The 24,126-nt window shown below is 54.8% G+C and carries 25 protein-coding genes and 1 pseudogene; 14 read left to right on the top strand and 12 right to left on the bottom strand.

Features of this window, described 5'->3' with window-relative positions; genetic code table 11:
• The first annotated feature begins 85 nt into the window (after positions 1-85).
• On the top strand, positions 86-976 hold the full coding sequence (locus D5066_RS04315; protein WP_119915165.1) for an oxidoreductase: 891 nt from the start codon (positions 86-88) through the stop codon (positions 974-976).
• On the opposite strand, the pseudogene D5066_RS23020 reads toward D5066_RS04315, so the two are convergent.
• A pseudogene (locus D5066_RS23020) lies at positions 973-1,059 on the bottom strand (AraC family transcriptional regulator); the annotation flags it as partial. The gene D5066_RS04315 and the pseudogene D5066_RS23020 overlap by 4 nt on opposite strands.
• Positions 1,060-1,345: 286 nt before the next feature.
• Here D5066_RS23020 and D5066_RS04305 point away from each other — a divergent pair.
• Complete coding sequence (locus tag D5066_RS04305; RefSeq protein WP_119915164.1) at positions 1,346-2,584, top strand: AAA family ATPase; 1,239 nt, start codon at positions 1,346-1,348, stop codon at positions 2,582-2,584.
• Between the two features lie 64 nt (positions 2,585-2,648).
• A complete protein-coding gene (locus D5066_RS04300; protein WP_244288125.1) occupies positions 2,649-3,335 on the top strand; it encodes a retron system putative HNH endonuclease in 687 nt (228 codons plus the stop codon).
• Between the two features lie 272 nt (positions 3,336-3,607).
• On the opposite strand, the gene D5066_RS04295 is transcribed toward D5066_RS04300, so the two are convergent.
• Together D5066_RS04295 and D5066_RS04290 are read right to left on the bottom strand one after the other, a co-directional pair.
• On the bottom strand, positions 3,608-4,063 hold the full coding sequence (locus tag D5066_RS04295; protein WP_047052886.1) for a hypothetical protein: 456 nt from the start codon (positions 4,061-4,063) through the stop codon (positions 3,608-3,610).
• A 438-nt stretch (positions 4,064-4,501) separates the two neighbouring features.
• Positions 4,502-5,383, bottom strand: coding sequence for a LysR substrate-binding domain-containing protein (locus D5066_RS04290; RefSeq protein ID WP_119915162.1), 882 nt, complete (start codon positions 5,381-5,383; stop codon positions 4,502-4,504).
• A gap of 105 nt (positions 5,384-5,488) precedes the next feature.
• Here D5066_RS04290 and budA point away from each other — a divergent pair, with 105 nt between their 5' ends.
• The 5 genes from budA (at position 5,489) to D5066_RS04265 (ending at position 10,170) form a co-directional block, all read left to right on the top strand.
• Positions 5,489-6,268, top strand: a complete 780-nt coding sequence (budA, locus tag D5066_RS04285; RefSeq protein ID WP_028012263.1) for an acetolactate decarboxylase — start codon at positions 5,489-5,491, stop codon at positions 6,266-6,268.
• Positions 6,269-6,281: 13 nt separating this feature from the next.
• A complete protein-coding gene (gene alsS / locus D5066_RS04280) occupies positions 6,282-7,961 on the top strand; it encodes an acetolactate synthase AlsS (protein WP_119915161.1) in 1,680 nt (559 codons plus the stop codon).
• Positions 7,962-7,981: 20 nt separating this feature from the next.
• Positions 7,982-8,752, top strand: a complete 771-nt coding sequence (locus D5066_RS04275) for a (S)-acetoin forming diacetyl reductase (RefSeq protein ID WP_080327965.1) — start codon at positions 7,982-7,984, stop codon at positions 8,750-8,752.
• 138 nt (positions 8,753-8,890) lie between these two features.
• Positions 8,891-9,364 carry a cold-shock protein gene (locus D5066_RS04270; protein WP_119915160.1) on the top strand — a complete coding sequence of 158 codons (474 nt, stop codon included), beginning with the start codon at positions 8,891-8,893 and terminating at the stop codon, positions 9,362-9,364.
• 107 nt (positions 9,365-9,471) lie between these two features.
• Positions 9,472-10,170, top strand: coding sequence for a GNAT family N-acetyltransferase (locus D5066_RS04265; protein WP_119915159.1), 699 nt, complete (start codon positions 9,472-9,474; stop codon positions 10,168-10,170).
• A 68-nt stretch (positions 10,171-10,238) separates the two neighbouring features.
• Here the strand turns inward: D5066_RS04265 and betA are convergent, their stop codons facing one another.
• The 3 genes from betA to betI are packed head-to-tail and all read right to left on the bottom strand — an operon-like array spanning position 10,239 to position 13,990.
• Positions 10,239-11,903 carry a choline dehydrogenase gene (gene betA, locus D5066_RS04260; protein WP_119915158.1) on the bottom strand — a complete coding sequence of 555 codons (1,665 nt, stop codon included), beginning with the start codon at positions 11,901-11,903 and terminating at the stop codon, positions 10,239-10,241.
• Positions 11,904-11,916: 13 nt separating this feature from the next.
• On the bottom strand, positions 11,917-13,389 hold the full coding sequence (gene betB / locus D5066_RS04255; RefSeq protein WP_119915157.1) for a betaine-aldehyde dehydrogenase: 1,473 nt from the start codon (positions 13,387-13,389) through the stop codon (positions 11,917-11,919).
• Positions 13,390-13,402: 13 nt separating this feature from the next.
• Positions 13,403-13,990 carry a transcriptional regulator BetI gene (gene betI / locus D5066_RS04250; RefSeq protein WP_119915156.1) on the bottom strand — a complete coding sequence of 196 codons (588 nt, stop codon included), beginning with the start codon at positions 13,988-13,990 and terminating at the stop codon, positions 13,403-13,405.
• 128 nt (positions 13,991-14,118) lie between these two features.
• On the opposite strand from betI, the gene betT reads away from it, so the two are divergent.
• Positions 14,119-16,152 carry a choline BCCT transporter BetT gene (gene betT, locus D5066_RS04245; RefSeq protein ID WP_119915155.1) on the top strand — a complete coding sequence of 678 codons (2,034 nt, stop codon included), beginning with the start codon at positions 14,119-14,121 and terminating at the stop codon, positions 16,150-16,152.
• Between the two features lie 193 nt (positions 16,153-16,345).
• Here the strand turns inward: betT and D5066_RS04240 are convergent, their stop codons facing one another.
• Positions 16,346-16,900: a hypothetical protein gene (locus D5066_RS04240; RefSeq protein WP_119915154.1), complete on the bottom strand. Its 555-nt coding sequence runs from the start codon at positions 16,898-16,900 to the stop codon at positions 16,346-16,348.
• Positions 16,893-17,462: a hypothetical protein gene (locus D5066_RS04235; protein ID WP_119915153.1), complete on the bottom strand. Its 570-nt coding sequence runs from the start codon at positions 17,460-17,462 to the stop codon at positions 16,893-16,895. Before D5066_RS04235 ends, D5066_RS04240 begins: the two co-directional genes overlap by 8 nt.
• A gap of 426 nt (positions 17,463-17,888) precedes the next feature.
• Between D5066_RS04235 and D5066_RS04230 the strand changes: the two genes are divergently transcribed.
• Complete coding sequence (locus D5066_RS04230) at positions 17,889-18,338, top strand: SymE family type I addiction module toxin (RefSeq protein WP_119915152.1); 450 nt, start codon at positions 17,889-17,891, stop codon at positions 18,336-18,338.
• 87 nt (positions 18,339-18,425) lie between these two features.
• On the opposite strand, the gene D5066_RS04225 is transcribed toward D5066_RS04230, so the two are convergent.
• The 3 genes from D5066_RS04225 to D5066_RS04215 are packed head-to-tail and all read right to left on the bottom strand — an operon-like array spanning position 18,426 to position 19,839.
• The gene (locus tag D5066_RS04225) at positions 18,426-18,926 is read right to left on the bottom strand and encodes an Hcp family type VI secretion system effector (protein WP_086524315.1); all 501 of its coding nucleotides are present in this window, start codon (positions 18,924-18,926) and stop codon (positions 18,426-18,428) included.
• Positions 18,926-19,282: a putative T6SS immunity periplasmic lipoprotein gene (locus D5066_RS23240; RefSeq protein ID WP_119915151.1), complete on the bottom strand. Its 357-nt coding sequence runs from the start codon at positions 19,280-19,282 to the stop codon at positions 18,926-18,928. The genes D5066_RS04225 and D5066_RS23240 overlap by 1 nt, the downstream gene beginning before the upstream one ends.
• Positions 19,279-19,839 (bottom strand): type IV secretion protein Rhs, encoded by a 561-nt coding sequence (locus D5066_RS04215; RefSeq protein ID WP_119915150.1) that lies wholly within the window; start codon positions 19,837-19,839, stop codon positions 19,279-19,281. Before D5066_RS04215 ends, D5066_RS23240 begins: the two co-directional genes overlap by 4 nt.
• Before the next feature lie 212 nt (positions 19,840-20,051).
• Between D5066_RS04215 and D5066_RS04210 the strand changes: the two genes are divergently transcribed.
• The 4 genes from D5066_RS04210 to D5066_RS04195 are packed head-to-tail and all read left to right on the top strand — an operon-like array spanning position 20,052 to position 23,453.
• The gene (locus tag D5066_RS04210; RefSeq protein WP_119915149.1) at positions 20,052-20,963 is read left to right on the top strand and encodes a metal ABC transporter substrate-binding protein; all 912 of its coding nucleotides are present in this window, start codon (positions 20,052-20,054) and stop codon (positions 20,961-20,963) included.
• 2 nt (positions 20,964-20,965) lie between these two features.
• Complete coding sequence (gene sitB / locus D5066_RS04205) at positions 20,966-21,772, top strand: iron/manganese ABC transporter ATP-binding protein SitB (RefSeq protein ID WP_119915148.1); 807 nt, start codon at positions 20,966-20,968, stop codon at positions 21,770-21,772.
• Positions 21,769-22,617, top strand: a complete 849-nt coding sequence (gene sitC, locus D5066_RS04200) for an iron/manganese ABC transporter permease subunit SitC (protein ID WP_119915147.1) — start codon at positions 21,769-21,771, stop codon at positions 22,615-22,617. Before sitB ends, sitC begins: the two co-directional genes overlap by 4 nt.
• Positions 22,614-23,453 carry a metal ABC transporter permease gene (locus D5066_RS04195; protein WP_119915146.1) on the top strand — a complete coding sequence of 280 codons (840 nt, stop codon included), beginning with the start codon at positions 22,614-22,616 and terminating at the stop codon, positions 23,451-23,453. Before sitC ends, D5066_RS04195 begins: the two co-directional genes overlap by 4 nt.
• Here D5066_RS04195 and entD read toward each other — a convergent pair.
• Positions 23,407-24,078 carry an enterobactin synthase subunit EntD gene (gene entD, locus D5066_RS04190; protein ID WP_119915145.1) on the bottom strand — a complete coding sequence of 224 codons (672 nt, stop codon included), beginning with the start codon at positions 24,076-24,078 and terminating at the stop codon, positions 23,407-23,409. The genes D5066_RS04195 and entD overlap by 47 nt on opposite strands.
• Positions 24,079-24,126 lie beyond the last annotated feature (48 nt).

The raw sequence follows: 24,126 nt of genomic DNA, 5'->3' as shown, positions 1-24,126 counted from the left end.
GTGTGTTGAGTATAGACAACGACGTGGCGCTCACTTTTCAGGGTGGTATAACTGTTAGCAGGCTTAGCGAAAAGGGGAGTTAACCATGTCTGACAATCCAGTGATTGCGCTGATTGGGCCTGGCGCAATCGGGACCACCATTGCCGCGGTATTGCATGACGCGGGCCGCACGCCGCTGCTGTGCGGACGCACTGCGCATCCGGAACTGCGCCTGCGCCACGACGAGGGCGAAACTGTCGTGCCCGGTCCGGTATTGACCGATCCGTCCGTCATTACGCGCCCCGTCGATCTCGTTTTTGTGGCGGTAAAAACGACGCAAAATGTCGACAGCGCCGGATGGCTGCGGGCCCTGTGCGATGAACACACCGTGGTCTGTGCGCTGCAAAACGGCGTGGAGCAAAAAGCCCAGCTTGAGCCTTTGGTCAATGGCGCGACGGTGCTGCCGTCGGTGGTCTGGTTCCCGGCCCAGCGCGAGCCGGATGCCTCCGTGTGGCTGCGGGCGAAGCCGCGCCTGACGCTGCCGGACGTGCCGCAGGCGCAGCGGGTGGTTGAGGCGCTTCGCGGTACGCGCTGCGCGGTTGAGCTCTCGGCAGACTTCGCCACCGTCGCCTGGCGCAAGCTGCTGCAAAACGCGGTCGCCGGGCTGATGGTGCTGGCCAACCGCCGCGCAGGGATGTTCAGGCGCGAGGATATCACCGAGCTTGCGCTGGCTTACCTGCGCGAGGGGCTTACCGTCGCCCGCGCCGAGGGGGCGACGCTGGACGATGCGGTGGCCCAGGAGATCATGGCGAACTTCCAGCGTGCGCCTGAGGACCTTGGCACGTCGATCCTCGCCGACCGTCAGGCGGATCGCCCGATGGAGTGGGATATCCGCAACGGCGTGATTCAGCGCTACGGCCGTAAGCACGGGATTTCGGTGCCCATCAGCGAGGTAGTGGTGCCGCTGCTGGCGGCGGGGAGCGAGGGGCCTGGCTAACGGCCGCTGTTTTTCCGTTCGGCAAAGTAGTGGGCGGGCGTGCTGCCCATCGCTTTTCGGAACATGGTGATGAACGCATTCATACCTGAGAGTGGCGGCGGGCCGATAGAGAGGAAGGGTGATGAATATGAATGTCCGCTCTGTGCCAGAAGCGGACGTTGCTAACTTTAGTCCTGTTAATCAACATAACGCAGATTCATATCAAACTTGTTGAGTCACAAAGACCACATAGTATTCAACGCTCTCTGTCATTTCCACCCAGACATTAAGGCGTGGTTTAGTGTAAAATGTTGCGATTGAACTTCTAAGATATATCGTATCTTTGATTTTTTATTATATTAATTTGTTACATCATTTAAGGAATGAATAATGCCGATAGAACGATTGCATGTTAAAAACATTAAACGATTTCCTGAAGTTAATGTTAAATTTAATGACCGGTTTAACTTTATCACAGGCCCTAATGGTTGCGGTAAGACATCTATTCTTGCAGCCATTGCGCACTGTTTAAACTGGAATGGTGAATATTCCAGGCACCAAGATGATAGTGAGTACTGGATAGATGTAAGCGAATATGATGAAAGATATAGATTCGGTTTAGGTCCGGGGTTTTTACGAGCCAAAAAATATAGAGGTGACCAGCTACGCATTTATATAACCCCGCCTTCTGAAGAGGGTCGTCAGTCATTACATGTTAGTGATGTTAAAACTAGATACAAACTACCGCCCTTAGTTATCGGTGCACAGAGAAAAATTGCCTATAAAACCATAAACGGTGTTACCAGAGAGAAAGACAGCCAAGGAAGCATTAACGAGTATTGTAATAATGCATTAAACTCTCTTTACAATAATTCTTCGCGAGACATAAAGCAATGGCTAATTAATCGATACTTTGTTATTGATAAATCTTGGGCGGAAGAGGAAAAGGCAAACTGGGAGCACTTGATCAAATCGTTACCAATAATTGGGCCATTCAACAGTGAATTTCAGTATTTAGAGACGGGTCGTGATCTTGAGCCTGTATTTTCAATTTATGGAAAAGAATGCTTCCTTGAGGAACTTTCATCAGGGTTTCAGGCCATTTTATACATTATTATTGCAATATTTGAATGGATAGAAGCTTGCTTACCAGTAGGTGAAAGAGATGTAACAACAGCATGTGGAACTGTGCTAATAGATGAGCTGGACAATCACCTTCACCCGGAATGGCAGTTGACTGTAAGGCAAGGCATTGCGGCAATATTCCCTAATATACAATTCATTGTGACAACTCACTCTCCCCATCTTTTAGCCTCAGCGAAAGAAAATGAAATTATCATGCTTCCACCATCATATCCGGATGAAATATATGAATTTCAAACTTCGGATAAAGCATATTCAGGTTGGAGTACCGATTTAATTTTGACTGAGCTAATGGGCGTGATAAGTCTTGACAATAAAGATTATGAAATGCTGGTGAAATCTTGCTATGAAAACATCAAGGAGAATAACCTTGATGCTCTCAAAGAAAACTACGCCCGCCTTGAATCTATCAGCCATCCGGGTGATGCGGTGTTAATCATACTCAAGACCCGCATAGCAGGCATGGAGGCAAAAGCAAATGATTAAATTGATTAGACCACCTGAACCACAGATTTTATGTGACAATCGAGCAGCATGGACCCAGTGTATTATGGAACTGGTCGATAAGTATAATGAGTACAAGAAAATACCAGCCCCTGAAAAAGAGGCAGCATTAAAGCATTATCGTCATGATGATATACGTAACACACTGAAAGAAAGTTCTTTTAATAAATGTGCTTTTTGCGAAGGCATCCCTGCAGAAACTGGTTTTGCTGAGGTTGAACACTTCCATCCAAAATCTATATATACGAATAAAGCCTTTGAGTGGACAAACCTCCTTTATAGTTGTAAGGCATGTAATAACAAAAAACTTAATCACGACACGCAGCAACAGCCAATAATAAACCCTTATGATCTTGACCCCTGTGATTGTTTTACGTATACAGATATAATGATTGAGCCCAAAGCAGGGGTCAATCATGACATTGCAAAAAAAACCATTGAAGTGTGTGGATTGTCGGACAAAAGACTTTTTTCGGCAAGAGGAGATATTTTAGTAAGCTTTCGCATTTTTGAAGCTGACATCCGTGAGGCAATGGAAGAGTTTGACCTAGCACGTACTTCACCAAATAAGCAAAAACGAGCAGGAAAGATAAACGATGCGCTACGCACGATTGAAGAGCTGTCGCAGCCTAGCGCGAGACTCTCAAACTTTTGCACCTATCTGCTCGCTAATTCTGAAATATATCAGGAAGCCAAGCGACGTCTGCAGGAATACACTAGCGAAAACTTGTGAAGATCTCTAGGTGCGGCTGAGGAGTAGGGCAGAGCTGGGTTGCGGAAAGACATCTTTCACTTTCCGCTTTTATTAGAAAACTAAAAGCAGAGTAACGAGGTATAAACACAATGAAATATCATGGCTTTATTAGTGTTTTTTCATTGTTAAAAGATTAGTGCTAGCGTCTGCTCCTCGCTCTTAACGGACATTCAACAAACAACTCTGTACTTTTAGTAAGGCCGAAGTCCTGCTTTTTTACCCAGCAGAACCCCGGCCTCCCATCACCCGCCTCAGTGCGCCGTTATATAAGGCTCTTTCACAAACTCCGCCAACAGCCAGACCATATCATGCAACAGCCCGGTGAGCTCTTTCGCCACGCTCGCAGGCAACGTCCCGCCCATTACTGCCAGCGTTAACGCCACGGCATAGTCCACCTGTAGCGCCGTTTCTTGCCAGCATTCCGGCACGCAGGAGGCGATCTTTTCCCCGGCAATGAGCCGTTCAACCAGATACGGCGGAAGTTCTGAGTCACAGCACTCGCGCAGCCGCTTCAGCGCAGCCAGCAGTCGCTCGCAAAGCGTGGTGAATGTCACTGTGTCGTCCGTTTCAACCAGCACGCTCACATACGCAGTGCAGGCGTCAGCCAGTTCAAAGAGATCCGCAGACTCAGGCAGTTGCAGGAGGAGAAGATGATGAACAGCACTTTCCTCAGAAAGCGCGTAAGACAGGGAAGGGATAGTTGTCATGTGATTTTCCTTTTTAAACATACTCCAGACCACCACATAAGTTCCTACGCTCATGGGTGGTAGCGCTGACGGAGGTAGGAATACCGCACATGACAAAGCGGCCAACCTTTCGGTTGCTCCGCCAGCGCGACCGTATTTTAACGGGATGAGCGCTGTCGCGACAAAAATAATTGTCGTGCCATGTTATACGGGTTCCTACGCCCGGTTACGGATGTACCGCAACGCAGGCACTTTACGGCGGTGAAAAAAGGAAGGAAAGGGGATAACCCTGAATTACATAAGGTTGCTTAAAAGTTTGCGAGGCGGCTTCCAGAAGGGCATTGCCGGGTGGCGGCTACGCCTTACCCGGCCTACAAAACCGCGAACAAGCCAACCAACCCGCGACACGAACCGTAGGCCCGTGCAAGCGCAGCGCCGCCGGGCACAGCCGCACCGTAGCTACCCCTCGCTCATCATCGCCAGAAACCGCTTCACCGTTCGCGAACGTTCGAAGCGCCGCCAGCAGAGCGCGATATCGGTATAAAGCTCCGGTGAGCTCAGCGCGTGATAGGTGACATTCGGCGGCGAAATGGCCGCCATGGATTTCGGTACCAGCGCGAACCCGCCGCCGGCGGAGACCATGCTCAGGGACGACGAAAGCTGCGACGACTGCAATGCGCGCTGCACGTTTATTCCGGCCCGCTCGCAGCAGCCGTAAACCCGGTCATACAGGCCCGGCGCGACTTCCTGCGGGAACAACACCACCGGCGTATCCCGAAGCTGCTCTAACGTCAGCGAATCGCACGCCGCCAGCGGATGGTCGCGATGCAGCGCCACCACCATCGGCTCCCGGTCAAGGATTTTTAATTCGAACACCTTACTGCTCTCGCACGGCAGGCGCACAAAGGCGATATCCAGCTCACCCTCCGCCAGCATCGTCGTCAGCGACGACATATTGGCTTCCACCTGGTGAACCTGCACCGCCATGTTCTGCACCTGAAACTGGCGAATCAGCGCAAAAATTTTGGGATGAAAAGCGTCAGAGCTGGTGATCCCAATCGACAGGCTGCCGTTCAGCCCGCGCGCGATGCCCCGGGCTTTCTCCAGCGCGGCGTCGCTCAGCGCCAGGAGCTTACAGGCGTCCTCATAGAAGGCCTCTCCCGCCTCGGTCAGCTCCACGCCACGCGTCAGGCGCCTGAACAGCGGCGTACCCACTTCCTCTTCGAGCCGTTTGATCTGCTGACTCAGAGGAGGCTGTGAAATACCCAGCGCTTTGGCCGCTTTGGTGAAGTGTCGCTCGCGTGCAACGGCGACAAAATACCGCAGATAACGAAGTTCCATATCTAAAACGTCTCAAACCAGCATGGTTTCTATATTGGAACTCTCTGCTGAATCGGGTCAACATTTATTTAACCTTTCTAAATAAAGTTGAAGAGGACCAGCATGATGATGCATTCATCTGCCTGCGACTGTGAGGCGAGCTTGTGCGAGACCCTGCGCGGGTTCTCGGCTCAGCATCCTGACAGCGTGATCTATCAGACATCGCTAATGAGCGCCCTGCTAAGCGGCGTCTACGAAGGGGAGACCACCATCGCCGACCTGCTGGCACACGGTGATTTTGGCCTCGGCACCTTTAACGAGCTGGACGGCGAAATGATTGCCTTCAGCAGCCAGGTATACCAGCTGCGCGCCGACGGCAGCGCCCGGGCTGCGAAGCCGGAGCAGAAAACGCCGTTCGCGGTGATGACCTGGTTCCAGCCCCAGTACCGCAAAACCTTCGACGGGCCGGTCAGCCGCCAGCAGATCCACGACGTCATCGACCAGCAGATCCCCTCCGATAACCTGTTCTGCGCGCTGCGCATCGACGGCAACTTCCGCCACGCCCACACCCGCACGGTGCCGCGCCAGACGCCGCCGTACCGGGCGATGACCGACGTGCTGGACGACCAGCCGGTGTTCCGATTTAACCAGCGCGAAGGGGTGCTGGTCGGGTTCCGCACGCCGCAGCATATGCAGGGCATCAACGTGGCGGGCTATCACGAGCATTTCATCACCGACGATCGTCAGGGCGGTGGCCACCTGCTCGACTACCAGCTGGAGAGCGGCGTGCTCACCTTCGGTGAAATTCACAAGCTGATGATTGACCTGCCCGCCGACAGCGCGTTTTTACAGGCCAACCTGCACCCCAGCAACCTTGATGCGGCTATCCGCGCCGTCGAAAATTAACAGGAGTACTACCGTGAACAGTGAGAAACAGTCACGTCAGTGGGCGCACGGCGCCGATATGGTTGTCGGCCAGCTGGAAGCGCAGGGCGTGAAGCAGGTGTTCGGCATACCGGGGGCGAAAATCGACAAGGTGTTTGATTCCCTGCTGGACTCCTCCATCGAGATCATCCCGGTGCGCCACGAGGCCAACGCCGCGTTTATGGCGGCGGCAGTAGGGCGGTTGACCGGCAAAGCCGGGGTGGCGCTGGTCACCTCCGGGCCGGGCTGTTCGAACCTGATCACCGGCATCGCCACCGCCAACAGCGAAGGCGACCCGGTGGTAGCGCTGGGCGGGGCGGTGAAGCGGGCGGATAAAGCCAAGCTGGTGCATCAGAGCATGGATACCGTCGCGATGTTCAGCCCGGTGACGAAATACGCCGTGGAAGTGAACTCCCCGGACGCGATTGCCGAGGTGGTGTCTAACGCGTTTCGCGCTGCCGAGCACGGCAGGCCGGGGGGCGCGTTCGTTAGCCTGCCGCAGGATATTGTCGACCAGCCCACCACGGGGGCGATTTTGCCCGCCAGCGGTCCCACGCTGATGGGGCCGGCACCGGAATCCGCCATTAACGATGTGGCGAAGCTTATCGAAAAGGCCAAAAACCCGGTCATCTTACTCGGCCTGATGGCCAGCCAGCCCGCGAACAGCGCCGCGCTGCGCAAGCTGCTGGAGAAAAGCCGCATTCCGGTTACCAGCACCTACCAGGCCGCCGGGGCGGTGAACCAGGAGCACTTCACCCGCTTTGCCGGACGCGTCGGCCTGTTCAACAACCAGGCGGGCGACCGGCTGCTGCATCTGGCGGATCTGATTATCTGCATCGGCTACAGCCCGGTGGAATACGAGCCGTCCATGTGGAACAGCGGCGACGCGACGCTGGTGCACATTGATGTGCTGCCCGCCTACGAGGAGCGCAAGTATGTTCCCGATCTTGAACTGGTGGGGGACATCGCTGAAACGCTGAACCTGCTCGCTAACCGGATTGAGCACAAGCTGGAGCTGAGCCAGCGTGCGTCAGAAATTCTGGTCGATCGCCAGCATCAGCGCGATCTCCTCGACCGTCGCGGCGCCTCGCTCAACCAGTTTGCCCTGCACCCGCTGCGCATCGTGCGTGCCATGCAGGACATCGTGAACAGCGACGTGACGCTCACCGTCGATATGGGCAGCTTCCACATCTGGATCGCCCGCTACCTCTACAGCTTCCGCGCGCGTCAGGTGATGATCTCCAACGGTCAGCAGACCATGGGCGTCGCGCTGCCGTGGGCGATTGGCGCGTGGCTGGTCAACCCGGGGCGCAAGGTGGTGTCGGTCTCCGGTGACGGCGGCTTTTTGCAGTCGAGCATGGAGCTGGAAACCGCCGTGCGCCTCAACGCCAACGTGCTGCACATCATCTGGGTGGATAACGCCTACAACATGGTGGCGATTCAGGAAGAGAAAAAATACCAGCGTCTTTCCGGCGTGGAGTTCGGCCCGGTCGATTTCAAAGTCTATGCCGACGCGTTCGGCGCGAAAGGCTTCGCCGTGGAGAGCGCCGAGGCGCTGGAACCCACGCTGCGTGCGGCGATGGATGTCGATGGCCCGGCCGTGGTGGCCATTCCCGTCGACTACAGCGATAACCCGCTGCTGATGGGCCAGCTCCATCTCAGCCAGATTTTATGAATCAATATAAGGACAGAGAAATGCAAAAAGTGGCTCTCGTAACAGGCTCAGGCCAGGGGATTGGTAAAGCGATTGCGCTTCGTCTGGTGAAAGATGGCTTTGCCGTCGCCATCGCCGACTATAACGATGAGACGGCAAGGGCCGTCGCCGATGAGATCATCCGAAACGGCGGCAACGCCGTCGCCGTGAAGGTCGATGTTTCTGACCGCGAGCAGGTATTTGCCGCGGTGGAGAAAGCCCGTACCGCGCTGGGTGGCTTCAACGTTATCGTCAATAACGCCGGGATTGCGCCGTCTACGCCCATCGAATCCATCACGCCGGAGATTGTCGACAAGGTCTACAACATCAACGTGAAAGGAGTGATTTGGGGCATTCAGGCTGCCATCGACGCGTTTCGCAAAGAGGGGCACGGCGGCAAAATCATCAACGCCTGCTCCCAGGCGGGCCACACCGGCAACCCTGAGCTGGCGGTCTACAGTTCCAGCAAGTTCGCGGTACGCGGCTTAACCCAGACGGCCGCACGGGACCTTGCGCCGCTGGGGATCACCGTTAACGCCTACTGCCCGGGCATCGTCAAAACGCCGATGTGGGCGGAAATCGACCGCCAGGTCTCCGAGGCGGCGGGTAAACCGCTCGGCTACGGGACAGAAACCTTTGCCAAACGCATTACGCTTGGCCGTTTGTCCGAGCCGGAAGATGTCGCCGCCTGCGTCTCATACCTCGCCGGGCCGGATTCCGACTACATGACCGGCCAGTCGCTCTTAATTGATGGTGGGATGGTGTTCAACTAAATACACAATACTAAAAAGCTCTGACATGAGTTTTCCCCTGCCTCCGTGCAGGGGCTTTTTTTTGTCTCCTCCGCCATTGTGCATTACACTGCGCGCTGCAAAACTTTAGTCATTACGATCTGACAGGCGGTAACAGCGATGAACGGTACAATCACAACGTGGTTTAAAGATAAAGGCTTTGGATTTATCAAAGATGAAAACGGCGACAACCGCTATTTTCATGTGATTAAGGTCGCGAACCCCGATCTGATTAAGAAAGACGCTGCGGTGACCTTCGAGCCAACCACCAATACTAAAGGCCTCTCCGCCTATGCGGTGAAGGTGATCCCCGAAAGTAAGCACCTCTATATTGCGGGCGAGCGCGTGAAGCTCACCTCGATCAAATCCTTCGTGGTATTCAGCGAAGAAGAGCCCGTTGATACCAAAATCGACAAAGAGAACGCGGTGCTGTCGGTGGGGCTGCTGATGAACAGCATCAAACCAAAATCCGACAAGAAGCCGGGCGAAATGCGTACGGTGAAGAAGCTGGCGATCACTACCTTCCAGAACACGACGATGATCTTTACCGAAGATGAAATCGACATCGACGCGACGGTCAAGCTGCTGAAGTAATTCTATGCCGGGTGGCGGTTCCACGTTACCCGGCCTGTAAATCCTCTCTTTTCGCCCGCTTTTTAACCTGCTATAACAAACTCCTTACCTTTCAGGGAGTCATCGCCGTGCCCGAAATCAATCAACATGGTCAAACCGTTAACGATATCGTTCCAGGCTGGAAAGGCGCGCGGGCGTTAACCCGCACGCCGCTGTTCGGCCAGTACTGCCGTCTGGAGCCGCTGGATGCCGATCGCCACGCGGCCGATCTCTATGAAGCCTACGCGTTGGGCGACGACAGCGACTGGACGTGGCTTGCCAGCACGCAGCCTGAAAGCGTGGAAGCCACCGCGCACTGGGTGCTCGGCAAGGTGATGGATGACGATCTGGTCCCTTATGCGGTGATCGATTTACGCACTGAAAAAGCGGTGGGGCTGGTGAGCTATATGGCTAACGAGCGGCTGCTGGGATCGGTGGAGATCGGCCACGTGACCTGGTCGCGGAAGATGAAAGGTACCCGGATGGGCACCGAAACGGTGTGGCTGTTGCTGAAAAATGCGTTTGAACACGGCTACCGGCGGCTGGAGTGGAAGTGCGATTCGATGAACACCGCTTCTCGCAACGCGGCCGAGCGGCTGGGCTTTGTCTGGGAAGGGCGAATGCGCCAGAAGCTGGTGCGTAAAGGGCGCACCCGCGACAGCGATATGCTCTCGATTATTGACGGCGAATGGCCGCAAAGGGATGCGGAGCTGCGCGCCTGGCTGGCGGCGGAGAATTTCGACGGGGAAGGGCGGCAGATTAAAAAGCTTGAGGAATTTCGAGGTTAAAAGCTTTCCCCTAACCCCAGCCCTCTCCCCAAAGAGGAGAGGGTTAGGGTGAGGGGAGCCGTTCGCACTCAGCGGCGAACCGGCGCCCCGTTCGCCACATAATACGCCGCCGTGCTCTTCGCCAGCGGCTCGCTGCCGCGAATGGCATCGGCAATTTTCTCACCGATCATAATGGTGGTAGCGTTCAGGTTGCCGGTAATAATCTGCGGCATGATCGACGCATCCACCACGCGCAGCCCTTCCAGCCCGTGAACGCGGCCTTCACCGTCGACCACCGCCATCTCGTCGTAGCCCATCTTGCAGGTGCCGCACGGGTGGAACGCGGTTTCGGCGTGGTTACGCACGAACTCGTCCAGTTGCTCGTCGGTCTGGCATTCGACGCCCGGGCTGATTTCCCGGCCACGGTACTTGTCCAGCGCCGGCTGGTGCATGATCTCGCGGGTGATGCGGATCGCGTCGCGGAACTCCTGCCAGTCCTGCTCGTGGGACATATAGTTGAACAGGATCGCCGGATGCTGGTGCGGATCGCGTGATTTGATACGCACGTGCCCGCGGCTCGGGGAGCGCATGGAGCCCACGTGGCACTGGAAGCCGTGCTCTTTAACCGCGTTGGAGCCGTTATAGTTAATCGCCACCGGCAGGAAATGGTACTGAATGTTCGGCCACTCGAACTCTTCGCGGCTGCGGATAAACCCGCCCGCTTCGAAATGGTTGCTCGCGCCCACGCCGGTGCCGCCAAATAGCCACTCAGCGCCAATCTTCGGCTGGTTCCACCACTGCAGGGCAGGGTAGAGGGAAACCGGCTCCTTACATTCATACTGGAGGTACATCTCCAGGTGATCCTGCAGGTTTTCCCCCACGCCGGGCAGGTTGTGCACCAGCGGAATATCAAACTGCTTCAGCAGTTCCGCGCTACCCACGCCGGAGCGCTGGAGGATCTGCGGAGAGGCAATGGCCCCGGCGCACAGCAGCACCTCTTTGTTCGCCGTCGCTTTGGACGGAATGGTGCTTTCGCCCTCCAGCCACTCGACGCCCGCCGCGCGCTTGCCGTTAAAGATAATGCGATCGGTCATGGCGTGGGTGCGGATGGTCAGGTTCGGGCGCGGTTTCGCCTGGTCCAGATAGCCGCGCGCGGTGCTGGCGCGTCGGCCCTGCGGCGTGACCGTGCGGTCCATCGGGCCGAAACCTTCCTGCTGGTAGCCGTTGAGATCCTCGGTGCGCGGGTAGCCCGCCTGCACGCCCGCTTCCACCATCGCTTCAAACAGCGGGTTAACGCCCGGTTTGGAGGTGGTGACGCTCACCGGACCGTCGCCGCCGTGGTAGTCGTTTGGCCCCACGTCGCGCGTCTCAGCCTTGCGGTAGTAGGGCAGGCAGTTGAGGTAGCTCCAGTGCTCCAGACCCGGTTCTTTCGCCCAGTTGTCCAGATCCATCGCGTTGCCGCGCACGTAGCACATGCCGTTGATCAGCGACGAGCCGCCCAGCCCTTTACCGCGTCCGCACTCCATACGGCGGTTGTTCATGTGCGGCTCTGGCTCGGTTTCATACGCCCAGTTGTAGCGCTTGCCCTGCAGCGGAAACGCCAGCGCGGCGGGCATCTGGGTGCGGAAGTCAAAGCGGTAATCCGGCCCGCCCGCCTCAAGCAGCAGGACGGTGGTGTTCGGATCTTCAGTCAGTCGTGTAGCCAGTACGTTGCCGGCAGAGCCGGCCCCGATAATGATGTAGTCAAAGTGCAAATAAACCTCCCGGTTAAAATATGGACTGGAATTTACCCATCTCAACCTGGATGGACTTCACCTGGGTATAGCTCTGCAGCGTCATCACGCCGTTTTCGCGGCCAATGCCGGAGTGCTTGTAGCCGCCGACCGGCATCTCCGCGGCGGATTCACCCCAGGTGTTGATCCAGCAGATGCCCGCTTCGAGCTGATGAATCGCGCCATGCGCGCGGTTCAGGTCGGCGGTGACGATGCCCGCCGCCAGACCGTAGTCGGTATCGTTGGCGCGGCGGATCGCTTCTTCATCGGATTCGTAGGTGAGGATGGACATCACCGGGCCGAAGATCTCTTCGCGCACGATGGTCATCTCGTCGGTGCAGTCGGTGAACACGGTCGGGGCGACCCACGCGCCGTTATCGAAGCCTTCACCCTTCAGCACGTCGCCGCCGCACAGCACGCGCGCGCCTTCCTCTTTGCCTTTGGCGATGTAGCGCAGCACGCTGTCGCGATGCGGGAAGCTGACCATCGGGCCAAAGTTGGTGTTTTCATCGAACAGATCGCCCGCGCGGATGCGGCCCACGCGCTCAACGATTTTCTGCTCAAACCCGGCCTTGAATTTCGCGGGGACGAACACGCGGGTGCCGTTGGTGCACACCTGGCCGGAGCTGAAGAAGTTCGCCATCATGGCGATGTCCGCCGCGAGATCCAGATCCGCATCGTCAAAAATAATCAGCGGGGATTTGCCGCCCAACTCCATCGTCACCTCTTTCAGGGACGAGGACGCCGAGTTGGCCATCACCTTTTTGCCGCTGGCGACGCCGCCGGTGAACGAGACTTTGGCGATGCCCGGATGTTCGGTCAGGTACTGGCCGGTCTCCGCGCCCACGCCCGGCAGGACGTTAAACACGCCGTCCGGCACGCCCGCCTCGGTGTAGATCTCGGCAAGCTTGAGGGCGGTGAGCGGAGTAACCTCGCTCGGCTTGAAGACCATCGCGTTGCCCGCCGCCAGCGCCGGGGCGGATTTCCACAGGGCGATCTGGATCGGGTAGTTCCACGCGCCGATGCCCGCCACCACGCCCAGCGGCTCGCGACGGGTGTAGACGAATGAGGTCTCGCGCAGCGGGATCTGGCTGCCTTCCAGCGCCGGGATCAGCCCCGCGTAGTACTCCAGCACGTCCGCGCCGGTGACGATATCCACGGTTGAGGTTTCGGAATACGCTTTACCGGTGTCGAGGGTTTCCAGCGTTGCCAGCTCGTCGTTGCGCTCGCGCAGGATATCGACGGCGCGACGCAGGATGCGCGAGCGCTCCATGGCGGTCATCGCCGCCCAGATTTTTTGCCCGCGTGTTGCGCTTTCCACGGCGCGGTCGACGTCTTCACGCCCGGCGGCCTGTACGCTCGCCAGAACTTCACCGTTGGCCGGGTTGATGGTCTCGAAGGTGCGACCGCTGGTGGCGGATGTATAACCACCATTGATATAAAGCTGCTGTTCTGCCATTCGGGACATAAATTCTCCTCGGTTATTCGGTCGGTAAATGCTGGCTGATAAAGTGGCTGGTGAGCGACTGCGCCAGGGTCTTATCCAGCGGCTTGCCGCTCAGCGCGGCGCGCAGCCACAGCCCGTCGATCAGCGCCGCCAGCCCGTAGCCCGCCTCCTGGGCCTGCTCGCGCGGCAGTTCGCGGCGAAACTCGTAGACCAGGTTCGACAGCAATCGGCGGCTGCTTACCTGCTGCAGGCGGTAGAGCATCGGCTGGTGCATGCTGCTTGCCCAGAAGGCCAGCCAGGCCTTCATCGCCGCGCCGCTTACCTGGGTTTCATCGAAGTTGCCGCCGACAATCGCCTGCAAACGCTGCTCCGCGCTGCCGTCCGGCAGGGCGTGCAGACGGCTTAATACCGCATCGCGTAGCTGGCCGGTGATGTCGCGCATGGTCGCTTCCAGCAGACCGTTTTTGTCTTTGAAGTAGTGACTGATGATCCCCGTGGAAACGCCCGCCCGACGGGCGATCTGCGCGATCGTCGCGTCATGCATGCCCACTTCATTTATTGCTTCCAGCGTGGCGTCAATAAGCTGCCTGCGCCGGATCGGCTGCATCCCCACTTTGGGCATTTTTGCCACTCCATTCATCAGCGTTGGTAATACATTAAAGCGGTTTTTGATTGGACGTTCAATATAAAATGTGTCTTAATTGTTGCGGATTTGGATTTTAATAGTTACAAAAACAGTGGGGATACTGGATGACAGACCTTTCACATGACAGAGAAAAAGACAAAATCAACCCGGTCGTTTTTTATACATCCGCCGGGCTGATTTTGTTGTTTTCCCTGACGACGATCTTCTTTCGTGATTTTTCTGCCGAGTGGATTGGGCGCACCCTGAACTGGGTGTCGAAGACCTTCGGCTGGTACTACCTGCTGGCGGCGACGCTTTATATTGTCTTCGTGGTCTGCATTGCCTGCTCGCGCTTTGGTTCGGTGAAGCTCGGGCCGGAGCAGTCTAAACCCGAGTTCAGCCTGCTGAGCTGGGCCGCGATGCTGTTTGCCGCGGGCATCGGCATCGACCTGATGTTCTTCTCCGTGGCGGAACCGGTTACGCAGTATATGCAGCCGCCGGAAGGAGCAGGGCAGACGATGGAGGCCGCGCGCCAGGCGATGGTCTGGACGCTGTTCCACTATGGCCTGACGGGCTGGTCGATGTACGCCCTGATGGGGATGGCGCTCGGATACTTTAGCTATCGTTATAATTTGCCCCTCACCATCCGCTCCGCGCTGTATCCGATCTTCGGTAAAAAGATCAACGGCCCGATTGGCCACAGCGTCGACATTGCGGCGGTGATCGGCACCATCTTCGGTATTGCGACAACGCTCGGGATTGGCGTGGTACAGCTCAACTACGGGCTGAGCGTGCTGTTTGACATCCCGGATTCGATGGCGGCCAAAGCGGCGCTGATTGCGCTGTCGGTGATTATCGCCACCATTTCGGTGACCTCCGGCGTGGATAAGGGCATCCGCGTGCTCTCTGAGCTGAACGTGGCGCTGGCACTGGGCCTGATCCTGTTCGTGCTGTTTATGGGTGACACCTCGTTCCTGCTCAATGCCTTAGTGCTCAACGTGGGCGACTACGTGAACCGCTTTATGGGCATGACGCTGAACAGCTTCGCCTTCGACCGCCCGGTGGAGTGGATGAACAACTGGACGCTGTTCTTCTGGGCGTGGTGGGTGGCGTGGTCGCCGTTTGTCGGCCTGTTCCTGGCGCGCATTTCGCGCGGGCGCACCATCCGCCAGTTCGTGATGGGCACGCTGATTATCCCGTTCACCTTCACCCTGCTGTGGCTGTCGATTTTCGGCAACAGCGCGCTGCACGAGATCATCCACGGCAATGCAACCTTCGCGCAGGAAGCCATGGCGCACCCGGAGCGCGGCTTCTACAGCCTGCTGGCGCAGTACCCGGCGTTCACCTTTAGCGCCTCCGTGGCGACCATTACCGGCCTGCTGTTCTACGTCACCTCGGCGGACTCCGGCGCGCTGGTGCTGGGGAACTTCACCTCGAAGCTCAAGGACATCAACAGCGACGCGCCGAACTGGCTGCGCATCTTCTGGTCCGTCGCCATCGGCCTGTTGACGCTCGGGATGCTGATGACCAACGGCATCTCGGCGCTGCAGAACACCACGGTGATCATGGGACTGCCGTTCAGCTTCGTGATCTTCTTCGTGATGGCTGGGCTGTATAAATCGCTCAAGGTGGAAGACTACCGCCGCGTCAGCGCCAGCCGCGACACCGCGCCGCGTCCGCTGGGCGCGCAGGACAGGCTGAGCTGGAAGAAACGCCTCTCGCGCCTGATGAACTACCCGGGCACGCGTTACACCAAACAGATGATGGAAACCGTCTGCTTCCCGGCAATGGAAGAAGTGGCGCAGGAGCTGAAGCTGCGCGGCGCGTACGTGGAGCTGAAAAAACTGCCGCCGGAAGAGGGCGAAACGCTGGGGCACCTGGATCTGTTGGTGCATATGGGCGACGAGCAGAACTTTGTCTATCAGATCTGGCCGCAGCAGTACTCGGTTCCCGGTTTTACCTACCGGGCGCGCAGCGGGAAGTCGACCTACTACCGGCTGGAAACCTTCCTGCTTGAAGGCAGCCAGGGAAATGATTTGATGGATTACAGCAAGGAGCAGGTAATTACGGACATTCTGGACCAGTATGAGCGGCACCTGAACTTTATCCATCTGCACAGGGAAGCGCCGGGGAATAGCGTGATGTTCCCGGATGTTTGAGTCGTGGGAATAAGTGAAGGACCGTCGTCATACTATGGCGATGGTGACGGGGTTATATAAAAATTTAATTAGTTTGAAGATTCTGGTAGTTGCTAATAATTAACAGATATGAATGATGTTTAGGTATTTTATGATGTGGTAGTGCTATTTTTATATTATGGGAGATATCAGTAAGCTGATATCTCCCATAACTTCAATCAATTTCAAATGCAATTGCCGTTGCGGTTAATATTGAACTGATTAATATTTTTATTGAATCAAAATCGACTTCAGTAATTCTTTTTGGATCCCAATATCTGCCATGAGCAAGCCAGTGTCTATATTTAAAACACTTTTTTAATTCATTATATGAACGTCGAAGACTTACGCTATCCTCATTCATGCGAGTATTAATTAAATCTTCTTCAAGCCGTATCCTTTCCCCTTTAGTTTTATCGTAAATTTCTTTTATTTGTCTTGAAAAACCATTTTTCTTTTTATCACAGTATTTTTTATCTGCATCGAGCCTGATAAGAGCTTCAATTGTTGTTAAAATAAGCAAGGAATGTGTTATATCATTTTCCCTTAGCATATCTTCTTTAGTGTTATTGATTTCATCTGGATTCATCCCCACAAAATCTGCATTATAGTTTGGGTTCTTAGCTGAATAAAAAAGATTTATAGAATGGTCTAAGTTTGCCTTTTTATAACAAACATAATCAATATCTAAATGCTTTCCAGATTTTTTAATTGAATGCACTCTAGCCATTTATCATTCTCATGATAAGATCTGTTATTGTATCAGAAGTAACATCATCAAATTTAACCCAACGGTTATCACTAGGTAATGTTTTCCATTCCCAATCATCAACGGTTAATCTTTGAGGACGTTCTTTTTCCTCTTTATTTTCCTTACTACTTCCGATGCTTACAGTTACATTGATGAGATCTCTTGGATTTTTAACACCTTTTCTTATAAGCATAAATTTTTCTGATCCAAATGGACCAAATACATCAACACGCCCTTTTGAACCGATCAACATAGTTCCTGCAGGAATAAATTTTATTTTTTTAGAGTTAATAGAAAGAAATAATGAATCAATTTCATATTCCCCGACAGACTCTTCATAAATTCTAGTTTTTTCTCTTTGGACTTGAATCAAACCTTCATTAATTAATTCAGCGATAGAGTCTGTAGTGAGTTTGTAAAGACGTTCAACTAGCTCAATATATTCTTTAATTTGTTGCTCAGGGATGAATACATCTCCCTGATCTTTTTCTTCCTCTTGCTTTTGTTGAGTTATCATATCTTTTAGATTCTTAATGCTCATTTTTCTAATACCTCTGTGAATTACACATAGTCTCAATTATATAAAACATTCTAAGTATAAAAGAAAAATTTTTTTTTGGAAGTGATTTTTTATTCTTTTACAATGTAATTTGAAGATTTTCTTCTATCGGCAGCGTAAGTATCAATGAGATTGTAACCCAATATCCGTTATAATGTTTTTATCAAAGTTTGTATTTTAAGGTTTTATTCATTATTTTATATGTTCCTCGAGTTGCCTCGCATTTTTCAAACATTTCACTACATAACACACCTGTACATTTACCCATGATAGTATAATAGCGGTAGTTAACCCAGCAATCGAGTTATGAAGAATATGTAAAAAGGTAAGGAAAGGAATCGCGGTACAAAGGTGTGCGACCACCTTCATACCGCTAACCACAAACAACTAAACAGGACGGAGTTGATTATGGCTGCGAAGAATTCTATGCCAGAGCGGGCTATTGCCCAAACAGAAAATGCAGATCTAGAGATTCAGCAAGAAAATCGCGAGAAGCTACGCAAAAAACGCACCCGGGCGTTGCATGACGAGCCGGTTCACTCTGCGTATATTCATGAAAGAGGAGAGGCGGATTCCGCCTGTGTGGAACTTTATACTCGAATGGAGCGCAACTATCTGCCGTTAACCGGCGCGTGGTTAACCCGCGCAGGGTTTAAAGCAGGAATAGCCGTGAAGATCCGCGTGATGCCGGATTGTATTGTGATTACGCCGCAAAATTCCCGTGAGCTGTGGGGCTGTCTGGAAGGCGTCAGTGCAACGTATACCAACAAACTGAAGATGATGAAGTGGCTGGAGACGTTTCCGGGAGCGTTAATTGATACGGGGGATTTGCCCGTGAACGAAAGTGGAAAAGGGTAGCGCTTAAGATTAACCAGGCGATCCAGGGAATGCCAGGATCGCCGTTTCTGAGCAGCAGCATGCATTGATCTTTATGAGCCAGGTAAATTATGCGTTGCTCTTCTCTTTCTGAGCTGGTTTCATCCATGCATCGGCATAAAGAATATTGCCTTTCACATAATTCCACTGAATGCCCCGGAATCGAAGTCCCACAACTTCATGCATATTCGGGGCTGAGCTGCCCGGGTAATAAACATGCGTGAAATCCAGAGATGAGATCACCACGCTATCAAGCGTAATGGTGTAGATCTCTCTTTCTGCTCCCGCTTCAACAATTTCATAATATTTGATAATGGCTTTTTGCAGCCGTCTGCCCTCGCAGGCGGCAACGGCAAGATAAGGGCTCACTTTATCTAATTGCTTATGTACGGTAACCGGACTATGCTGCCGTGTTCCGGTCATATTCCCGGTATGGCTGTCCACTGCCTGCTTAATGCCATAACTGCTGTTCATGATTTCAATAGCACCTTCCCGGCCTGGCATCATACAGTCGCCCTGAACCTGCATTCCGTTCTCATCGAAGAGAAATAAGTAAGCGGGTAATGACATTATAATTCTCCTAAGTTGATTTGTTTTCCGTTATTATCGACATCAAATTGGTGTACATATTTTTTATTGTTTAATCCGTAATGAATAACGTAAGTACGTCCATTCTCCCATTTTATATTTAAACATGTGTCCGGGTAGGAGATGTTTAAATTTTTATATTCCGACCCTGTTACGATAGTAATTTTATGATCTTTGCTTGAATAAATGGTGTAAAAGTTCAGGACATCATTTTTATCGATGCTAAAACATAAGTGGTTGCCATTAATAAACGTAAATCTGTTTTTGGGGGCGCGATTACCTCCTGGACATCCAGTTATTAAAATGCAGAGGATAAAGATGATAAATATGTTTTTCATCCTGGAAATCCCTTTAAGACATTTTTGTATTTCTGCAGAAGGAAATACAAGCTTTCCCTAAGTTTTAAGTCTCTGTATTGTAATAATTCTTCATTCCTCTCCAAACCAAAGTATTTCAATAACCAGTAATCGCTTACAATTGATGCTTGCTGCTCTAACCCATAATGCAATAAATCTACTTTATCTAAGCTATAAGTATAGTCAGCAATACCGGAAAATAATCCTCTAGTTCTGACAAACATTCCTTTTTGAGTTTGCCAGACATGCATCATCTCATGCATGAATCGATGTTTTTTAACAATGTCATCTTCTAGCGAAAAATCCGGCGAATACGTTTCCTCTCTGTACCACATCTCCCCATTGGGACTCATCGCCAAATCAACTGGTTGCAGATTAAAAGGAAGATAGCTTTCTCTGTGTACCCACACCAGATGATAACGGATGCTGTAACCGTAAAGCGTCTTCGCGAGGGCGATTTCACCAATCGTGAGCTGTCGGACCCCTCCCGGATTAATCGGGGTACCCGATGTGGGATTAATCCTTTCGTTAACGGGCATGTCAATTCCCTTTATTTAATATGGATATTGACCATAAATCATACGCCTGAGCGGCAGAGAAAAAAGAACGCACTTTTCCTAAAACTCCCGGCTGGCAGCGCTCATTGACACAACTTTAATGATAACCATTTTCATTTAAATATAGCCTGTGCTATACCTTATAGCACGGGCTAATTTCGCTTTGAATTTAATCACCTCAGGAGACTTCAGCGATGCATCCATGGCAAGGATTGAAGCGTCTGTTACTTAGCGTGCTGTTACTCACCGCCACCACGACCGGCGCGCTGGCGGCTGAAAAGTTTCAGGTTATCACCACCTTTACCGTCATCGCCGATATGGCGAAAAACGTGGCGGGTGACGCCGCAGACGTGACCTCTATCACTAAGCCGGGTGCGGAAATCCACGAATACCAGCCCACGCCGGGGGATATCAAACGCGCGCAGAAGGCGCAGCTGATCCTGGCGAACGGCATGAATCTGGAACTGTGGTTCCAGCGTTTTTATCAGCACCTGAATGGCGTACCGGAAGTGATTGTCACCAAAGGCATTACGCCGATGGGCATCAGCGAGGGGCCGTACGACGGCAAGCCCAACCCGCACGCGTGGATGTCGCCGGATAATGCCCTGATCTACGTCGACAATATCCGTGACGCGCTGGTGAAGTACGATCCGGCGAATGCACAGACCTATCAGCGCAACGCGGAAGCCTACAAGCAGAAGATCGTCGCGACCCTCGAACCGCTGCGCAAGCAGGTAGCGGCCATCCCGGAAGACAAACGCTGGATGGTGACCAGCGAGGGCGCCTTCTCCTATCTGGCGCGGGATCTGGGGATGAAAGAGCTTTACCTGTGGCCGATCAACGCCGATCGGCAGGGCACGCCCCAGCAGGTGCGCAAGGTTATCGATCTGGTGAAAAAACATCGCATCCCGGCGGTGTTCAGCGAAAGCACCGTCTCGGATAAGCCCGCCCGTCAGGTGGCGCGAGAAACCGATACCCACTACGGCGGCGTGCTGTACGTTGACTCCCTGAGCGCGGAAAACGGCCCGGTGCCGACCTATATCGATCTGCTGAACGTCACCACCCGCACGCTGGTGCAGGGCATCCGTGACGGCATGAAGGAGTGACCATGCAGAAGGGGATTGTCGTCACTGACGTAACCGTGACCTACCGCAACGGCCATACGGCGCTGCGCGACGCGTCGTTCAGCGTGCCGGGCGGATCGATTGCCGCCCTGGTGGGGGTGAACGGTTCCGGCAAGTCCACGCTGTTTAAGGCGGTGATGGGTTTTGTTAGAGCGGCGAGCGGCACCATCACCATTCAGGGGCTGCCGCCTGGCCGGGCGCTGCGTCAGAACCTGGTCGCCTACGTGCCGCAGTCGGAAGAGGTTGACTGGTCGTTTCCGGTGCTGGTGGAAGACGTGGTGATGATGGGTCGCTACGGGCATATGGGGTTTCTGCGTCGGCCCAAAGATCGCGATAAGCAGATCGTGACCGACGCCCTGCAGCGCGTGGATATGCTCGGGCTGCGCCACCGGCAGATCGGCGAGCTCTCCGGCGGGCAGAAGAAGCGCGTGTTTCTGGCGCGGGCGATTGCCCAGCAGGGCGAGGTGATCCTGCTCGACGAGCCGTTTACCGGCGTGGACGTCAAAACTGAAGCCAGGATCATCAGCCTGCTGCGGGAGCTGCGCGACGAAGGTAAAACCATGCTGGTTTCGACGCACAATTTAGGCTCGGTCTCGGAGTTTTGCGATTACACGGTGATGGTCAAAGGCACCGTGCTGGCGAGCGGCCCGACGGACACCACCTTCACCGCCGAAAATCTTGAGCGCGCCTTCAGCGGCGTGCTGCGCCACGTGGTGCTCAGCGGCTCGGAAGACCGCATTATTACCGACGACGAGCGCCCCTTCGTCACGCACCGTCAGGAGGCCAAATGAACGCGCTTCTCGAACCCTTCGGCTACGAGTATATGCTCAACGCGATGTGGGTCTCGGCGATGGTGGGCGGGCTGTGCGCATTTCTCTCGTGCTACTTGATGCTTAAAGGCTGGTCGCTGATCGGCGATGCGCTGTCGCACTCCATCGTGCCCGGCGTGGCGGGGGCCTACATGCTCGGACTGCCGTTTTCTCTGGGGGCGTTTCTGTCGGGCGGGCTGGCGGCGGGCAGCATGCTGTTTCTCAACCAGCGCAGCCGCCTGAAGGAGGATGCCATCATCGGGCTGATCTTCTCCTCCTTTTTCGGGCTGGGGCTGTTTATGGTCTCGCTCAACCCGACCTCGGTGAACATTCAGACCATCGTCCTCGGCAATATTCTGGCTATCGCCCCGGAGGATATCGTCCAGCTGGCGATTATCGGCGCGGTGTCGACGGTTATCCTGCTGCTCAAATGGAAAGATCTGATGGTGACCTTTTTTGATGAAAACCACGCCCGCGCCATCGGCCTGCGTCCTGAACGCCTGAAGATTCTCTTCTTTACCCTGCTGGCGGTCTCCACCGTGGCGGCGCTGCAAACCGTTGGCGCGTTTCTGGTGATCTGCCTTGTGGTCACGCCCGGCGCAACCGCGTGGCTGCTGACGGACCGCTTCACACGCCTGTTGATGATTGCCGTCGCCATTGGCAGCATCACCAGCTTCCTCGGCGCGTGGGCCAGCTATTATCTGGACGGCGCGACCGGCGGCATTATCGTAGTCGCCCAGACGCTGCTGTTCCTGCTGGCGTTCGTCTTTGCGCCGAAGCACGGTCTGCTCGCCAGCCGCCGTCGCGCGCGGGAGGCACACCCATGATGGCGCTGCTCCTTGAACCCTTCCAGTTTGCGTTTATGAACAACGCGCTGCTGATTTCATTCCTGGTGGCGGTACCCTGCGCGCTGCTGTCGGTTTTTCTGGTGCTCAAAGGCTGGGCGCTGATGGGCGACGCCATGAGTCATGCGGTATTTCCCGGCGTCGTGCTGGCGTGGATGATGGGTCTGCCGCTGGCGCTGGGCGCGTTCGTGGCCGGTCTGTTCTGCGCGGTCGCCACCGGATACCTGAAGGATAACAGCCGCATCAAGCAGGATACGGTCATGGGGATCGTCTTTTCCGGCATGTTTGGCGCGGGCCTGATCCTTTATATCGCCGTCAAGCCCGAGGTGCATCTCGACCACATTCTGTTCGGCGATATGCTGGGCATAAACGGCATGGACATTCTGCAAAGCGGCATCGTGGCGGGGCTGATCGCGCTGGTGATTGGCCTGAAGTGGCGGGACTTTCTGCTGTTCTGCTTTGACTATCAGCAGGCGCAGGCGAGCGGGCTGCGTACCCGCTGGCTGCACTACGGCCTGCTGTGCATGGTTTCGCTGACCATCGTGGCGACGCTGAAGGCGGTGGGGATTATTCTGTCGATTTCGCTGCTGATTGCCCCCGGCGCGGTGGCGGTGCTGATCACCCGACGCTTCCATACGGCCCTGCTGGTGGCGGTCGCCGTTTCAGCCCTCGTGTCGGTTAGCGGCGTCTATGTCTCGTTTTATCTCGACAGCGCGCCCGCGCCAACCATTGTGGTGCTGTTCGCGGCGGTGTTTATCGTGACGTTTGCGATCACCAGCGTGAAGGCCCGTCGGCAGGAGCGTGTGACAGCAGGGTGATCGCCTGCTCGCCGTGCTGCTGCCAGTGCAGGGTGAAGGCGGTGCCTTCCTGAAAGCCTGCCAGTTGACGGGCCAACGTCAGCGTAAGCGTCTTATCGTCGAGCAGGGTGACGCGGGCGCAGTCAAAACCCATATATGCCTGCACCTGCGGAAAGAGGGCCTTGAACAGGCTCTCTTTGGCGCTGAACGCCAGCGTCAGGGCGAGGGCGAACGGGTATCCCGCGCGGCAAAGCACGCGCTCTTCCTGCTCATCAAGAATGCCATCTTTGATTTCTCTGGCTTCATTTTCAGGCAGGATCGCTTCGCAGTCGATGCCGATAAGCGCTGGGTGTTGCGTGACGACGGCCATCGCCTGCGTGCCGCTGTGGGTGATGCTGCCGGAAACACCCTCCGGCCAGAGCGGTTCCCCGCTGGGGCCGATGGCGGGAATGGTGCGCTCGTTTAGCGCATGCATGGCGGCGATGCGGCCTGCCAGGTGGTCGGCCTTGCGTTTGCGTCCGGCGTCAGCGAGCTGTGCGTGGTGGGGGAGCCAGAGGAGATCGGCGTCGGTGAAGGTGGTGGGGTCGAAGGTGACGCGATGAAGGGTGTGGCCGGCGAGAGAAAATGTGCTGTGGGTTGTGTGCATGGTTTCCCCTCACCCTGACCCTCTCCACGTAAGGGAGAGGGAAGGATT

The organism is Enterobacter chuandaensis, from assembly GCF_003594915.1.
In the GTDB taxonomy this organism is placed as follows: domain Bacteria; phylum Pseudomonadota; class Gammaproteobacteria; order Enterobacterales; family Enterobacteriaceae; genus Enterobacter; species Enterobacter chuandaensis.
This window is presented reverse-complemented; position numbering and strand designations above follow the sequence as displayed.

Excerpts from the sequence above, each read along its gene's own strand:
- D5066_RS04315 (WP_119915165.1), top strand. The coding sequence starts at position 86 with ATGTCTGACAATCCAGTGATTGCGCTGATTGGGCCTGGCGCAATCGGG.
- D5066_RS04305 (WP_119915164.1), top strand. The coding sequence starts at position 1,346 with ATGCCGATAGAACGATTGCATGTTAAAAACATTAAACGATTTCCTGAA.
- D5066_RS04300 (WP_244288125.1), top strand. The coding sequence starts at position 2,649 with ATGGAACTGGTCGATAAGTATAATGAGTACAAGAAAATACCAGCCCCT.
- D5066_RS04295 (WP_047052886.1), bottom strand. The coding sequence starts at position 4,063 with ATGACAACTATCCCTTCCCTGTCTTACGCGCTTTCTGAGGAAAGTGCT.
- D5066_RS04290 (WP_119915162.1), bottom strand. The coding sequence starts at position 5,383 with ATGGAACTTCGTTATCTGCGGTATTTTGTCGCCGTTGCACGCGAGCGA.
- budA (WP_028012263.1), top strand. The coding sequence starts at position 5,489 with ATGATGCATTCATCTGCCTGCGACTGTGAGGCGAGCTTGTGCGAGACC.
- D5066_RS04275 (WP_080327965.1), top strand. The coding sequence starts at position 7,982 with ATGCAAAAAGTGGCTCTCGTAACAGGCTCAGGCCAGGGGATTGGTAAA.
- D5066_RS04270 (WP_119915160.1), top strand. The coding sequence starts at position 8,891 with ATGAACGGTACAATCACAACGTGGTTTAAAGATAAAGGCTTTGGATTT.
- betB (WP_119915157.1), bottom strand. The coding sequence starts at position 13,389 with ATGTCCCGAATGGCAGAACAGCAGCTTTATATCAATGGTGGTTATACA.
- betI (WP_119915156.1), bottom strand. The coding sequence starts at position 13,990 with ATGCCCAAAGTGGGGATGCAGCCGATCCGGCGCAGGCAGCTTATTGAC.
- betT (WP_119915155.1), top strand. The coding sequence starts at position 14,119 with ATGACAGACCTTTCACATGACAGAGAAAAAGACAAAATCAACCCGGTC.
- D5066_RS04240 (WP_119915154.1), bottom strand. The coding sequence starts at position 16,900 with ATGGCTAGAGTGCATTCAATTAAAAAATCTGGAAAGCATTTAGATATT.
- D5066_RS04235 (WP_119915153.1), bottom strand. The coding sequence starts at position 17,462 with ATGAGCATTAAGAATCTAAAAGATATGATAACTCAACAAAAGCAAGAG.
- D5066_RS04230 (WP_119915152.1), top strand. The coding sequence starts at position 17,889 with ATGGCTGCGAAGAATTCTATGCCAGAGCGGGCTATTGCCCAAACAGAA.
- D5066_RS04225 (WP_086524315.1), bottom strand. The coding sequence starts at position 18,926 with ATGTCATTACCCGCTTACTTATTTCTCTTCGATGAGAACGGAATGCAG.
- D5066_RS23240 (WP_119915151.1), bottom strand. The coding sequence starts at position 19,282 with ATGAAAAACATATTTATCATCTTTATCCTCTGCATTTTAATAACTGGA.
- D5066_RS04215 (WP_119915150.1), bottom strand. The coding sequence starts at position 19,839 with ATGCCCGTTAACGAAAGGATTAATCCCACATCGGGTACCCCGATTAAT.
- D5066_RS04210 (WP_119915149.1), top strand. The coding sequence starts at position 20,052 with ATGCATCCATGGCAAGGATTGAAGCGTCTGTTACTTAGCGTGCTGTTA.
- sitB (WP_119915148.1), top strand. The coding sequence starts at position 20,966 with ATGCAGAAGGGGATTGTCGTCACTGACGTAACCGTGACCTACCGCAAC.
- sitC (WP_119915147.1), top strand. The coding sequence starts at position 21,769 with ATGAACGCGCTTCTCGAACCCTTCGGCTACGAGTATATGCTCAACGCG.
- D5066_RS04195 (WP_119915146.1), top strand. The coding sequence starts at position 22,614 with ATGATGGCGCTGCTCCTTGAACCCTTCCAGTTTGCGTTTATGAACAAC.
- entD (WP_119915145.1), bottom strand. The coding sequence starts at position 24,078 with ATGCACACAACCCACAGCACATTTTCTCTCGCCGGCCACACCCTTCAT.